Annotated in this window: 11 protein-coding genes and 1 pseudogene; 1 reads left to right on the forward strand and 11 read right to left on the reverse strand. The window is 72.9% G+C overall.

The genetic code is table 11. The features are described from left to right. From M8H82_RS31925 to M8H82_RS31960, 8 genes and pseudogenes are all read right to left on the reverse strand, one after another. A pseudogene (locus M8H82_RS31925) lies at positions 1–887 on the reverse strand (hypothetical protein); the annotation flags it as partial. Further along, positions 884–3,718 carry a DEAD/DEAH box helicase gene (locus M8H82_RS31930; protein WP_250078588.1) on the reverse strand — a complete coding sequence of 945 codons (2,835 nt, stop codon included), beginning with the start codon at positions 3,716–3,718 and terminating at the stop codon, positions 884–886. The pseudogene M8H82_RS31925 and the gene M8H82_RS31930, both read right to left, overlap by 4 nt. Before the next feature lie 102 nt (positions 3,719–3,820). Continuing rightward, positions 3,821–4,414 (reverse strand): sugar kinase, encoded by a 594-nt coding sequence (locus M8H82_RS31935; RefSeq protein WP_250078589.1) that lies wholly within the window; start codon positions 4,412–4,414, stop codon positions 3,821–3,823. Next, the gene (locus M8H82_RS31940; RefSeq protein WP_250078590.1) at positions 4,411–5,559 is read right to left on the reverse strand and encodes an ROK family glucokinase; all 1,149 of its coding nucleotides are present in this window, start codon (positions 5,557–5,559) and stop codon (positions 4,411–4,413) included. The genes M8H82_RS31935 and M8H82_RS31940 overlap by 4 nt, the downstream gene beginning before the upstream one ends. A gap of 116 nt (positions 5,560–5,675) precedes the next feature. Then, a complete protein-coding gene (locus M8H82_RS31945) occupies positions 5,676–6,446 on the reverse strand; it encodes an ATP-binding cassette domain-containing protein (RefSeq protein ID WP_250078591.1) in 771 nt (256 codons plus the stop codon). Beyond that, a complete protein-coding gene (locus tag M8H82_RS31950) occupies positions 6,443–7,474 on the reverse strand; it encodes an ABC transporter permease (RefSeq protein ID WP_250078592.1) in 1,032 nt (343 codons plus the stop codon). Before M8H82_RS31950 ends, M8H82_RS31945 begins: the two co-directional genes overlap by 4 nt. Continuing rightward, entirely contained in the window at positions 7,471–8,475 is a 1,005-nt protein-coding gene (locus tag M8H82_RS31955) for a sugar ABC transporter substrate-binding protein (RefSeq protein ID WP_250078593.1), read from the reverse strand. Before M8H82_RS31955 ends, M8H82_RS31950 begins: the two co-directional genes overlap by 4 nt. Positions 8,476–8,643: 168 nt before the next feature. Further along, positions 8,644–9,381 (reverse strand): GntR family transcriptional regulator, encoded by a 738-nt coding sequence (locus tag M8H82_RS31960; RefSeq protein WP_250078645.1) that lies wholly within the window; start codon positions 9,379–9,381, stop codon positions 8,644–8,646. Between the two features lie 129 nt (positions 9,382–9,510). Between M8H82_RS31960 and M8H82_RS31965 the strand changes: the two genes are divergently transcribed. Continuing rightward, on the forward strand, positions 9,511–10,530 hold the full coding sequence (locus M8H82_RS31965) for a Gfo/Idh/MocA family oxidoreductase (protein WP_250078594.1): 1,020 nt from the start codon (positions 9,511–9,513) through the stop codon (positions 10,528–10,530). 24 nt (positions 10,531–10,554) lie between these two features. Here the strand turns inward: M8H82_RS31965 and M8H82_RS31970 are convergent, their stop codons facing one another. From M8H82_RS31970 to M8H82_RS31980, 3 genes are all read right to left on the reverse strand, one after another. After that, positions 10,555–11,733 (reverse strand): cytochrome P450, encoded by a 1,179-nt coding sequence (locus M8H82_RS31970; RefSeq protein WP_250078595.1) that lies wholly within the window; start codon positions 11,731–11,733, stop codon positions 10,555–10,557. 76 nt (positions 11,734–11,809) lie between these two features. Then, entirely contained in the window at positions 11,810–12,484 is a 675-nt protein-coding gene (locus tag M8H82_RS31975; protein ID WP_250078596.1) for a response regulator transcription factor, read from the reverse strand. A gap of 125 nt (positions 12,485–12,609) precedes the next feature. Beyond that, complete coding sequence (locus tag M8H82_RS31980; protein WP_250078646.1) at positions 12,610–13,845, reverse strand: sensor histidine kinase; 1,236 nt, start codon at positions 13,843–13,845, stop codon at positions 12,610–12,612. Positions 13,846–13,893: the final 48 nt, after the last annotated feature.

The following is a 13,893-nucleotide window of genomic DNA, read 5'->3' on the forward strand; positions in this document are numbered from 1 at the left end:
TCGGCATGGGGGACGGGATCCATCGGGCCAGCGCCACGGGGTTGGGCGGGCCCCCGGTCGGCGCCACGACGATCGGCGTGCATCCCGTCGGCGCCGGGCGCGTCGGCATGGGGGACGGGATCCATCGGGTCGGCGCCACGGGCATCGGTGGGCACGGCGCCCTTTGAGTCGGCGCCCTGGGCGTCGGCACTCCCCCCGCTGGGGTCATGGGCGTCGGGAGCCGTCGCGTTGCCGCCAAACGCGGTGGGGCCCTTGGTGTCCCCTGCCCGGAAGGCGTGCCCGGCGGGGCCTGTCTCGGTGGGCTGCTCCTCCGGTGAGTCCACATCGGCGGGCAGCCGGAACGCGCCGGAGAGCAGTTCTCGCAGGGCGCGGGCGCGGGCCGCCGGTGCGTCGCCCGGCGTGGGGTGCGCGGGGCGGGGGTGACGCGCGCGCCCCGGGCTCAGGGTCGCCGCCGGCTCCGCCTCGGTCCGGCGCCGATCCCGGCGCGCGGCACGTAGCGCTTCCCGCGCGACATCCGCGGGGCGGGCTGCCGGTGGGTCGGCGGAGGCAGTCCCGGGCGCCGGTTCGGACGTGCCCACCCCGGTGTCACCCGCCGGGTCCGTGCCGGGCCCGGCGGCGGCGCGCCGCAGTGCAGCGCGTACGGCGTCGGCGGGCCGGACCTCACGCGCCTCCGACGGCTCCCCGGCGGGACGATCCGCGTCACCGGACCCCCCGTCGGCGGCGTCGTCCGCGCCCCCGGATCCCCTGCTCTCCCCCGACGTCCGCTCAGCCGTTGCCGGCGGCTCCGTGGAGGAACCAGCCGCGCCGAGCGCACCCCCGTCCCTCTCCTCCCGCTCTCGCGCGGCCCTCAGCGCGCGGCGGGCCTCTTCGGACGGGCGGGGTGTCATGGGGTCCTCCGCAAGGAGACCAGGTCGGAGAGTTCGCGGGCCGTCAGTTCGGTGAGGGCGGACTCGCCGGAGCCGAGGATCGCGTCGGCGAGGGCCCGCTTGGACTCCAGCATGGCCGCGATGCGGTCCTCGATCGTGCCCTCGGTGATGAGGCGGTGGACCTGGACGGGCTGGGTCTGGCCGATGCGGTAGGCGCGGTCGGTGGCCTGTTCCTCCACGGCCGGGTTCCACCAGCGGTCGAAGTGGACGACATGACCGGCTCGGGTGAGGTTCAGGCCGGTGCCGGCCGCCTTCAGGGAGAGCACCAGGACCGGGGTCTCGCCCGCCTGGAAGCGGTCCACCATGCGCTCGCGCTCCGGAATCGGTGTGCCGCCGTGGAGGAGGTCCACGGGGACCGCGCGGGAGGCGAGGTGGGAGGTGATCAGCCGGGCCATCCCGACGTACTGCGTGAAGACCAGCGCCGAGCCGTCCTCCGACAGCAGGGTGTCCAGGAGTTCGTCGAGCAGCGCCAGCTTGCCGGAGCGGGCCACGAGGGTCTCGCCCGCGGCGGGTTCCTTCAGGTACAGCGCGGGGTGGTCGCAGATCTGCTTCAGCGCCGACAGCAGCTTCAGCACCAGGCCCCGGCGCGCCATCCCCTCCGCCGTCTCGATGGCGAGCATCGACTCCCGCACCACCGCCTCGTACAGCGCGGCCTGCTCGCGGGTGAGCGGCACCGGGTGGTCGGTCTCGGTCTTGGGCGGCAGCTCGGGAACGATGCCGGGGTCGGACTTCTTGCGGCGCAGGAGGAAGGGCCGCACGAGTCGCGCCAGCCGCTCGACCGCCTCCTGGTCCTCGCCGTTCTCCACCGCCCGCGCGTGCCGGGCCCGGAACGACTTCAGCGGGCCGAGGAGCCCGGGGGTCGTCCAGTCCAGCAGCGCCCACAGCTCGGAGAGGTTGTTCTCCACCGGTGTGCCGGTCAGCGCCACCCGCGCCGGGGTCGCAATGGTGCGCAGGGCCTTGGCCGTCGCCGAGTAGGGGTTCTTCACGTGCTGTGCCTCGTCCGCGACGACCATGCCCCAGGCCTGCTGGGCGAGGACCGGCGCCGCGGACCGCATGGTGCCGTACGTCGTCAGGACGAAGCCGCCGGTCAGGTCGTCCAGGGTGCGGTCGGGGCCGTGGAAGCGGCGCACGGGGACGCCGGGTGCGAAGCGGGTGATCTCGCGCTGCCAGTTGCCGAGCAGGGAGGCCGGGCAGATCACCAGGGTCGGTTCGCTGCGGGCCCGCTTCAGGTGCAGCGCGATGAGGGTGACGGTCTTGCCCAGGCCCATGTCGTCGGCGAGGCAGCCGCCGAGGCCGAGGGAGGTCATGAGGTCCAGCCAGGCCAGGCCGCGGAGTTGGTAGTCGCGCAGGGTGGCGGCCAGGCCCGGAGGCGGCGCGGCGGGGCGGACGCCTGCCGTGAGCCGGTCGCGCAGGGCGGCGAGGGCGCCGACCGGCACCGCCTCCACCGACTCGCCGTCGACCTCCGCCGTGCCGGTGAGGGCGACGGACAGGGCGTCGACCGGGTCGAGCAGGCCCAGTTCGCGCTTGCGGGCCTTGCGGACGAGGGCGGGGTCCACCAGCACCCAGTGGTCGCGCAGCCGGACGACCGGGCGGTGCGCCTCGGCGAGCGCGTCCATCTCGGCCTCGCTGAGCGGCTCCCCGCCGAGCGCCAGCTGCCAGCGGAACTGGAGCAGGTCCTCGCTCTCGAAGAAGCCGGTGCCGTCGGTCGCCGAGCCGGGAGCGGGCCGTACGACCGCGGTGGCGGTGAGGTCCTGGGCGAGGTCCCGGGGCCAGTGCACCCCGACGCCCGCCGCGGCGAGCCGGGTCGCCGCGACCCCCAGCAGATCGCCCAGTTCCTCGTCCGTCAGGGCGAGGACGTCGGGCACGTCCTGCTCGGCGAGCCGGTCCAGCGGCGGCCAGACCCGGGCCGCGCGGCGCACCGCGAGGGCCGCGTCGACCCGCGCGCGGGGACCGAAGGCGGAGTCCGCCTCGCCCGCCCACAGCGCCGCCGCGTCGGCGACCAGGGTGGGGTCGGCGAGGCTGTGCACCTGGACGATCGCCGCGCCCGCGTTGCGCACGCCCTCCTCGCTGTCGAACAGCTCGTGGGCCGCCAGGTCCAGGCGCAGCGAGATCCGCACGCCCGCGTCCATCCCGGCGGCGACCTCGGCCGCCCAGTCGTGCGCGTCGGGCAGGCGCTGCGGCCGGCGGTCCGCGAAGGGCTTGCCGCAGGCGTGGGGAGCGGCCGGGGTGCGGGGCAGGGTGTCGGCGACCGCGTCGAGGAAGGAGCGCATCAGGGCTTCCGGCTCGGGCAGCCGGAGCGGTCCCGGGCCGGGCAGCGGCACCGCGTGGCCTTCGTGGGGCAGGGCGGCGGCGATGGCCCGCAGGTGCGCGATGTCGTCCGGGTCGAGGGGGCCGGCCCGCCAGGCGTCGTGGCCGGTGGGGGTGAGCCCCGGGAGCAGCCGGCCGCGCGCGGTGAGCCGCAGGGCGTGCTGGGCGGCGGCGCCCCAGGCCGCGGTGGCGGGGTGGGCCGCGGGGTCGCGGCGGGCGCGGAGGAGGAGGGGCAGCGCGGCGTCGAGCGGGAGGGCCACGGCGGGTGCGGTCCTGCGGCGGGCGCCGGAGCCGTGCCGTCGGACGACGGTCAGCTCGGTGGGCTCGAGGCCCGTGGGCAGGGGGTCGTCGTCGGGGTCCCAGAAGGCGATCCGGCCCTCGCGCGGAAGCGGCGCGGGCAGGAAGACGGCGGCGAGGCGCACGGGCACCGAGTCCGCCGTACGAAGATCGCCGGTGCGGTCGGCCGCTGTCGCGGTGTCCTGCATACGCCCTGTCACCTCCCGCCTTTGAGTCGGATCAGTCGTCTTCGACTCTACGGGCGGGGTCTGACAATCGGCCCCGCCGACCGGTCCGGGCGGGCCGGACGGCTAAGGGACCGTGCGGGAGACGACGTAGACCATGGGGAAGGTCGGGTTGCCGGTGTTCACCACGATGTCCTGCGTGGGGGCGGGGTTCTTCTGTTCGCGGACGATCCCGAAGTTGTCGCCGGGGCGGGAGCCCTCGCCGGCGAACTTCCAGCCCGTCACCTTCTGGTCGCGGGTCCCGATGGTGATGTCGTGCCGCTTCAGGTCGTTGCGGTGCAGCCCGAGCTCGGCCAGGAAGGCGTCCAGACCGGCGTGCGTGGTCTGGAACTGGACGTAGAGCCGGCTGGTGCGCCAGTTGTTCGTCTCGTAGTGCGCGACCTGGTTCGCGGGGTGCGGGACCGGCACCTGGTAGAGGCGGCGCTGGAGCTTGGAGGGCCAGCCCTCGGTGAGTCCCCTCGCCGCGTACTTGGCCTCCTTGTCCTTGCCGCTGTCCCGGCTCTGGTTGGCGGAGATCACCAGGTAGCCGGCCGGTACGCCGATGAGCAGGACGATGATGATCAGGGTGAGCGCCCGGCGGCGGATCACGTGGCGCCGGTCCTCGGCGGGCCGGGACGGCTCGTCCGCCGGTTCGGCCTGGTGGGGCAGTTCAGGGGTCACACGGGCCCCTGCGACGCACGGAGGGACGACACGTACCGCTCGTAGCGCTCATGGCGCTCCACCCGGCGCCGATTGGCGCGCCGGAAGCGGCGGGCGACCAGGCGGGCGAGGTCGGCGGCACCGACCATGCCGGCCTCGGGGCCGAGCTGGGCGCGCGCGATGCGGGCCTCGGGGCGGTAGCCGCGGCCGGTCAGGTGGCGCTTGAACGCTTCCCGCGCGGGGACGATGAGCAGGTCGTCGGCGGCCGAGACACCACCGCCGATGACGAAGCAGGACGGGTCGAGGGCCGCCGCCAGGTTGGCGATGCCGACGCCGAGCCACTGGCCGATGTCCTGGAACAGCTCGATGCACATGGCGTCGCCGTCCCGGGCCAGCTCGGTGATGACCGGGCCGGTGATGTCGGCGACGCTGCCCTTGACGCGCTCGATGAGCCCGTACGCCACCGGGGAGTCGGCCGCGGCCAGCTCGCGTGCCTCGCGCACCAGTGCGTTGCCGGAGCTGTACTGCTCCCAGCAGCCGCGGTTGCCGCACGGGCAGCGGTGGCCGCCGGGCACGACCTGCATATGGCCGAACTCGCCGGCCACGCCGAACTTGCCGCGCTTGACCTGCCCGTCCTCCAGGATGGCGCCGCCGATCCCGGTGCCCAGCGTGATCATCACCAGGTGGTCCTCGCCGCGGCCCGCGCCGAAGCGCCACTCCGCCCAGGCGGCGGTGTTGGCGTCGTTGTCGACGAGTACGGGCACGGCGAGCCGCCCGGCGAGACGGTCCCTGAGCGGTTCGTTGCGCCAGGACAGGTGCGGGGCGAACAGGACGCGGTTGCGGTCGGCGTCCACCCAGCCGGCCGCGCCGATGCCGACGGCGTGCACGTCGTGCCGGTCGGACAGGTCCAGGACCAGTTCGACGATGGTGTCCTCGACGACCTGGGGGCTCTTGGACTTGTCCGGGGTCTCCGCGCGGAGCTTCTCCAGGATGTTGCCGTCGGCGTCGACGACGCCGGCCATCACCTTGGTGCCGCCGATGTCGATGCCCACGGTGGGGACCCGGGGGGCGGTCAGGTGTGACCGGCGCTCCCTGGTGCCGACGGTGCGCAGAGCTGTGGCGCGGCGGGAGCCGATGGGGGCGTTGAAGGTGCCGTAGGTGCTCATCGGGCCCGATTCTGCCTCACCGCGGGCAGGGGTGCCGTCGAGGGAAACAATGGGGTGGTTTCTGCCGTACGCCGTCCGCGGACCGGATCCGGCTGGTCGTGCGGCTCCCCGCGCCTCTAGGCACGTTTCAGTTCCCGGCGCAGATCATCGAGCTCGTTGCCGCCTGCCATCTGTCTGGTCAGCTCGTCCAGGGTGATGTCGTGCCGCTTGTGGTTGCCCACCATCGTGCCCCTCTTCAGCAGCACGAAGCGGTCGCCGACCATATACGCGTGGTGCGGATTGTGTGTGATGAACACAACGCCCAGGCCCTCGTCCCGCGCCGCCGCCACGAGCTTCAGGACCACGCCCGACTGCTTCACGCCGAGCGCCGCGGTCGGTTCGTCCAGGACGAGGACCTTCGCTCCGAAGTGCACCGCCCGCGCGATGGCCACGCACTGGCGTTCGCCGCCGGAGAGGGTGCCGATGGGCTGGTCGACGTCGCGGAGGTCGATGCCCATGTTCCGCAGCTCCGCATGGGTGGTGCGGCGCATGTGGTCGACGTCCATGCGCTTGAAGGGGCCGACGCCCTTGCGGGGCTCGGAGCCGAGGAAGAAGTTCCGCCACACCGGCATCAGCGGTACGACGGCCAGGTCCTGGTAGACCGTCGCGATGCCGCGGTCCAGGGCCTCGCGCGGGGAGGACAGTTTCGTCTCCTCGCCGTCGATGCGCAGGGCGCCGCCGTCGTGCTGGTGCAACCCCGAGATGATCTTGATGAGGGTGGACTTGCCCGCGCCGTTGTCGCCCAGGACGCAGGTGATCTCGCCCGCGTGGACCTCCAGGGAGACGCCTTGCAGGGCGCGGATGGTGCCGTAGTGCTTGCTGACGTCCGCCAGCTCGACGAGTGTCACTTGGTGGCCTCCGCGCGCTTGCGGACCCAGGCGTTGAGCAGGGTCGCGAGGAGCAGCATCGCTCCGAGGAAGAACTTGAACCAGTCGGGGTTCCACTCGGCGTAGACGATGCCCTTGCTGGTCATGCCGAAGATGAACGCGCCGACCGCGGAGCCGACCGCGCTGCCGTAGCCGCCGGTGATCAGGCAGCCGCCGATGACGGCCGCGATGATGTAGATCAGCTCGTTGCCGACGCCCTCGCCGGACTGGACGACGTCGTAGGAGAAGAGCAGGTGCTGGCCGGAGATCCAGGCACCGAGGGCGACGCCCATGTAGAGGCCGATCTTGGTCTTGGCGACGGGGACGCCGACCGCCCGGGCCGCGTCCTGGTTGCCGCCGACCGCGAAGATCCAGTTGCCGGCGCGGGTGCGCAGCAGGATCCAGGAGGCGAGGGCGACCAGGCCGAACCACCACACGATGGTCACCTTGACGTCGACGCCGCCGATGGTCAGCGTCGAGGCGAAGACGTCGCGCGCGCTGGCGAAGCCCTCCATGTCGGCGATCGACTTCGTGGAGACCGTGCCGTCGATCAGCTTGGTGAAGCCGAGGTTCATGCCGGTCAGCATCAGGAAGGTGCCGAGCGTGATGATGAAGCTCGGCAGTTTCGTGCGGGTGAGCATGATGCCGTTGAAGGCGCCGATGGCCAGCGTGACCAGCAGGGACACACCGACACCGACCCAGGTGTTGGCCGTCATCTGGTAGCTGAACATCGACGACACCAGGGCCGAGGACGTCACCATGACGCCCGCCGACAGGTCGAACTCGCCGCCGATCATCAGCAGGGCGACGGGGACCGCCATGATGCCGATGGTGGAGGACGCGTACAGGACCGTGCTGAGGCTGGAGGCGCGCAGGAAGCCGTCGGCGGCGACCGCGAAGAAGAGGAAGACGGCGAGGGCGCCGACGACCGAGCCGAGTTCGGGGCGGCCGAGGAGCTTGCGCAGCGGTGAGGTCTCGACGAGCCGTTCGTCGACCGTCGTGGCGCTCATCGGGTGCCCCGCTTCGTGTACTCCTCCAGCGCCGCGGCCTGGTCCCGGGTGATGATCTGCGGGCCGGTGAGCACGGGCTTGCCGCCGCCGAGGACGTCGTCGTTGTACTTGTACAGCCACAGCAGGTCGACGGCCTCGTAGCCCTGGAGGTACGGCTGCTGGTCCACCGCGAAGCCGAGGGTGCCGTCCTTGAGCGAGGCCGCCACCTTGGCGTTGAGGTCGAAGGTGACGATCTCGGCGTCGCTGCCGGCGCCCTGCTTGGCCTTGGCGGCGGTGTCGGCGTACGGGGCGCCGAGGGTGACGACGGAGTCGATGGAGCCGTCGGCCTGGAGCTTGGCCTCGATGGCGGACTGCACGTCCGGCATGCTGGTGCCGTTGACGTACAGGTCCTGGACGGTGCCGTCGAAGGTCTTCTTCACGCCGTCGCAGCGCTGTTCGTGACCGACGTTGCCCTGTTCGTGCAGCACGCAGACGGCCTTCTTGCGGCCGCGCTCGTTCAGCTCCTCGCCGACGGCCTCGCCCGCGATGGTCTCGTCCTGGCCGATGTGGGTGAGCGCGCCGAACGCCTTGGACTGCTCCGAGCCGGAGTTCACCGTGATCACCGGGATGCCGGCCTTGCGGGCGCGGGCCACGGCGGCCTTCATGGCGTCGGGCTTGGCGAGGGTGACGATGATCCCGTCGACCTGCTTGTCGACGGCGGCGTCGACGAGCTGCGCCTGCTGCTGGCCCTCGTCGTCGTGGGAGTACAGGAAGTTGATGTTGTCCTTGACGGCGGCCTGCTCGGCGCCGCTCTGGACGATGTCCCAGAAGGTGTCGCCATCGCCCGAGTGGGTGATCATCGCGAAGGTCCAGCGGGGGGTGTTCACCGCCGCCTTGCCCTGGGCCGCCGCGGCCTTGCGGGCGTCCTCGGCGCGCTTGCCGCCGGTGCTGCTGCATCCGGCGAGGGACACGCACAGTGCCCCCGCCAGCGCGAATCCTGCCCAGGTCCTCAACCGTGCCACGAGGCCGTGCCCTTCTTGCTGTGTTCTGACGTACGCAAGGGGCCGGTGAATCACCAGCCCCAAGCGCCCCAGTATCAAACACAGGGATCATGCGCCTGGTGGCCGGGGACCGCGAGTCGGTCGCATTGTCCGGACATTGAGACGAACCGAGGACCTGGAAGCAGGCCGCTACGGCCGCACGAGGAGCTGGAACTCGAAGGCGTAGCGGCTCGGGCGGTAGATGTGGTCGCCGAACTCGACGGCACGGCCGGTGTCGTCGAAGGTGGTGCGCTGCATGGTGAGCAGCGGGGCGCCCTCGTCCTCGGTGAGCCGCTCGGCCTCGGCGGGGGTCGCGGAGCGGGCGCCGATGGACTGGCGGGCGCTGTGCAGGGTGATCCCGGCGCTGCGCATCAGCCGGTACAGACCGGTGGCCTCCAGCTGCGGGGTGTCCAGGTCGAGCAGTCCGCCGGGCAGGTGGTTGCAGAGGTACGCCATCGGCTCGCCGTGCGCGAGGCGCAGCCGCTCCACCCGGTGCACGTCGCCGCCCTCGGGGACGCCGAGCGCGGCGGCCACTTCGGCGGAAGCCGGGACGACGGTGTTGACCAGCACTTTCGTGGCCGGGCGCTGGCCGGCGGCCTCCAGGTCGTCGAACAGGCTGCTGAGCTCCAGGGGGCGCTTGACCTGGCTGTGCACGACCTGGGTGCCGACTCCGCGGCGGCGGACCAGCAGGCCCTTGTCGACGAGCGACTGGATGGCCTGGCGGACGGTGGGCCGGGACAGGCCGAGGCGTGCGGCGAGTTCGATCTCGTTGCCCAGCAGGCTGCCGGGGGTGAGCGCTCCGTGCTCGATGGCCGCTTCCAGCTGCTGGGACAGCTGGAAGTACAACGGCACCGGGCTGCTCCGGTCCACATGGAGGTCGAGCGGCACGGTCGGGTTGACATCTGGTTTCGGCACGGGGCGAGCGTAGCTCCATGGCCGGTTGACGGGAAGTCGTGTAGTTCGATTGTCCGGACATACACATTGACAGGGTGGGCGGTGCGACCGCACTTTGGTCCCATGCGCATCGGAGTCATCGGTACCGGCCGAATCGGGACGATTCACGCGAACACCCTCAGCCGGCACCGGGAGGTCGGATCCTTGATCCTCACGGACGCCGATCCGGCGCGGGCGGCGGAGCTGGCCCTGCGGCTGGGCGAGACCGCGGCGCCGGGAGTGGAGGAGATCTTCCGGTGGGGCGTGGACGCGGTGGTCATCACGACGGCCACCCCGGCCCACGCCGAGCTGATCGGACGGGCGGCGCGCTCGGGGCTCCCGGTGTTCTGCGAGAAGCCCATCGCGCTGGACCTGCCCGGCACGCTCCAGGCGATCGCCGAGGTGGAGACCGCCGGAACGATCCTGCAGATGGGCTTCCAGCGGCGCTTCGACGCGGGCTATCTGGGCGCCCGGGAAGCGGTGCGCGCCGGCCGGCTCGGACGGCTGCACACCGTACGGGCGCTCACCAGCGACCAGGCGCCGCCGCCCGCCGCGTATCTGCCGGGGTCCGGCGGGCTGTACCGGGACACGCTGATCCATGACTTCGACGCGCTGCGCTGGGTGACCGGGCGCGAGGTGGCCGAGGTGTACGCCGCCGGGTCCGACGCCGGTCCCGCGATGTTCCGTGAGGCGGGCGACGTCGACACCGCGGCGGTGGTGCTCACGCTGGACGACGGCACGCTCGCGACGGCCACGGCGACCCGGATGAACGGCGCGGGCTACGACGTGCGCATGGAGTTGGCCGGGGAGCGGGACACGGTCGTCGTCGGCCTGGACGACCGCACCCCCATCGCGTCCACCGAACCGAGCGGACCACCGGCCGCCGACAAGCCCTGGCCCGGCTTCCTGGAACGCTTCGGACCCGCCTACGAGGCCGAACTGGCGGCGTTCGTCGAGGTGGTCCGGGGCGAGCGGGCCAACCCCTGCGACGGCCGCGAGGCCCTGCAGGCGCTGCGGATCGCCGAGGCGTGCGAGCTGTCCAGGCGCGAGCACCGGCCGGTGCGGCCGGCGGAGCTGCCGGGCGGGAGCGCGCCGGCGGTGTGATCCGTGGACGGTCCCTCGGCGTGACTACCACCGCACCGGCAGGCTCCGCATGCCGCGGATCAGCGTGCCCGGCAGCCAGTCGCCGGGCGGGCCGTCGAGAGCCAGGCCGGGGGCGCGCTCCAGCAGTGCGCGGATCGCCGTGCGCGCCTCCACGCGGGCCAGTGGGGCGCCCAGGCAGAAGTGGATGCCGTGCCCGAAGGCGAGATGGCCGCGGCTGTCGCGGCGGATGTCGAAGCGTTCGGGGTCGGGATAACGGTCCGCGTCGCGGTCCGCCGCGGCGAGGCAGATCATCACCGGCTCGTGCTTCGCTATCCGGACGCCGCCTATCTCCAAGGGCTCCGAGGCGTACCGGAACGTCGCGTTCTCGATCGGGCCCTCGTAGCGCAGCATCTCCTCGACCGCGCTGTCGATCAGGGTCATGTCGGCCCGCAGCGCGGCGAGTTGGCCGGGGTGGGTGAGCAGGGCGTGGACGCCGCTGCTGATCAGGTTGACCGTGCTCTCGTAGCCCGCGATCAGCAGGATGAAGGCCATGCCGCGCAGTTCGTCCGGGGAGATCGGCGCGCCGTCCTCGGCGCTGCTGTGGACGAGGTCGCTGAGCAGGTCATCGGTCGGGCCCGCGGCCCGCTTGTCGGCGATGAGCTCGGTGAAGTAGGCGCCGAGGCCGGCGAACGCGTCGTGCGCGGCGGCCGGGCTGCTGGGTGCGATCGACTCCGTGGCCATCCTGCGGAACTCGGCGCGGGACATCTCGGGTGCGCCGAGCAGTTCGCAGATGACGGTGAGCGGAAGCGGGAGCGCGAAGGACTCCACCAGGTCGGCACGGCCGAGCGGCAGCATGGTGTCGAGCAGGTCGTCGGTGATCTGCTGGATCCGCGGGAGCAGTTCCTCCACGCGTCGCATGGTGAAGGAGCGGGAGAGCAGCCCCCGCAGCCGGGTGTGCTGGGGCGGGTCGGTGCTCAGCAGGGTCTTGCCGACCAGTTCCTCGTCCAGCGCCGGTGTGCCGATCTTGGCGCCGTCCTTGGCCAGCCGGGGGTCGGCCAGCGCCGTCCGCGCCTCCTCGTGGCCGACGACCAGCCAGGTCTCCGACTCCCATGCGGGCGGGCGGACCCGGTGCACGGGCCCCTTGGCGCGTAAGCGCGCGTAGACCGGATGCGGATTGCGCCGGAACTCCGCGCCCAGCTCGCCCAGATCGATGAACTCGCTCATCACCACTCCCCCTCGGACGGCACCTCGTCACCCTGTCAACGCCCGGCGCCCGGCGCCAGTGCCCGTCCCCCTGCGATTACGCCCCGGTGTCCTCGTCGAGGAGCCCCGCGTCGTGGGCCAGCAGCGCAATCTGCACACGGTTGTTGAGGTCGAGCTTGGTCAGGATGCGGGAGACATGGGTCTTCACCGTCGCGACGCTCATGAACAGGGCCGCGGCGATCTGCGCGTTGGACAGACCGCGGCCCACCGCGACGGCGACCTCGCACTCGCGGTCGTTCAGGGCGGCGATCCGGGCACGCGCGCGTGCCCGGCGGGTCTCGGCGGCGGCGCCCGCGGCGTGCGCCATCAACTGCCGTGTCACGGTGGGCGAGAGGACCGGATCACCCGCGGCGACCCGCCGTACCGCCTCGACGATCTCCGCGGGCGGGGTGTCCTTCAGGACGAATCCGGCGGCGCCCGCGCGCAGGGCACGCAGGACGTGCTCGTCGGCGTGGAAGGTGGTGAGCAGGACCACCTGCGGGGCGTCGGGGCGGCCGCGCAGCCGCTCCGTCGCGGTGAGGCCGTCCACCGAGGGCATCCGGATGTCCATCAGGACGACGTCCGGGCGGGTGCGCTCGACGAGGTCCCCGACCTCGGCGCCGTCGGAGGCCTCGCCGACGATCTCGATGTCGTCCGCGCCGCCCATCATCAGGGACAGGCCGGCCCGCACCAGCGGGTCGTCGTCGACGAGGAGGAGTCTGATCGCAGTCATGGGCTTACGTAATCATGATGCGGGGCGAACTCCTGCGGGGATGACGACCGTTGCCGGGCGGGATCCGGTCCGGCAAGGGCACCCCACCGGGCGGGTCGGCGCGCGAACGGCTCCGGGCCGGGCCGTCACCCCCAGGGCAGCCAGGCCCGTACCTCGAAGCCGCCGTCCGCCGTCGGACCGTGGGCCAGCCGGCCCCCGGTCAGGGTCGCCCGCTCCGTCAGCCCGATCAGCCCCTGCCCGGAGCCCGGCACGGGCGGTACGTCGCCGTCCGGCGCCGGATTGCGCAGGCACACGTCGAGCCCCTCGCCCGGGCCGCCGGTGACCGTGACCGTGACCTCGGTGCCGGGGGCGTGCTTGCGGGCGTTGGTCAGGCCCTCCTGGGCGATGCGGTAGGCGGTGCGGCCCACGGAGGCCGGGACGGCGGCGGGATCGGTGACGCGGAGATCGAGGGCGACCTTCATCCCGGCCTCGCGGCACTCGGTCACCAGCGCCTCCAGCGCGCCGAGGGTGGGCTGCGGCCGGCTGGTGTCGTCGCGCTCCCCCGCCCGCAGGACGCCGATGATCTCCCGCAGGTCCTGGAGCGCCTCGTGGGCGCTCTCCCGGATGACCCCGGCGGCCCGCACGATCTCCTCCCGGGGCGCGTCCGGCCGGAACTCCAGCGCGCCCGCGTGCACGCTCAGCAGGGTCAGCCGGTGGGCGAGGACGTCGTGCATCTCCCGGGCGATGGACTCGCGGGCCAGCCGCTGCGCCTGTTCGGCACGCAGGCGCGCCTCGGTCTCGGCGCGGCGGGCGCGGTCCCGCAGGCTGAGCATGAGCTGGCGCTTGGAGCGCACGAACATGCCCCAGCCGACGACGGCGCCGGTCAGCACGGCACTGAGGAACAGCATCCAGCCGTACGGGATCTCCGGGTCGGGCCGGTACCAGTAGAACACCGGCGTCACCACCACCGCGGCCCCGCTCACCCAGGCCACGTACCGGAAGGGGCGGTGCACGGCGAGGGTGAACATCGCCACCACGCCCGCGCCGCCCGCGGTGGCCGACAGGAAGGCGACCGGGACCATCGCCACGGCGAGCCCGAGGGGCCAGCGGCGGCGCAGCCAGACCGCCGCGCAGGCGAGCGCGCCCAGCACCTGGTCGAGGGCGGCGACGGCCTCCGGGAGCTTCTCCTGTTCCAGGGCGTCGGCGCCCACCAGGCCAATGGCGATGGCCACGAGGAAGCAGGAGAAGTCGACCACCCAGTCCCGGGCGGTGCGCCGGTGGCGCCGCCCCGCCCGCTCGTCGTCGGGGTCGAGCTCCTTCACCACGGCCGAGGGCAGCAGCCAGCGCTGCTCGACGAAGGGCCCCGACTCGGGCCCCGGCATGTCACCACTCACGGTCGGCAAATCTACGCAGCCACACACCCCGGCACC

The sequence above is a fragment of the Streptomyces sp. YS415 genome, assembly GCF_023544665.1.
GTDB lineage: Bacteria > Actinomycetota > Actinomycetes > Streptomycetales > Streptomycetaceae > Streptomyces.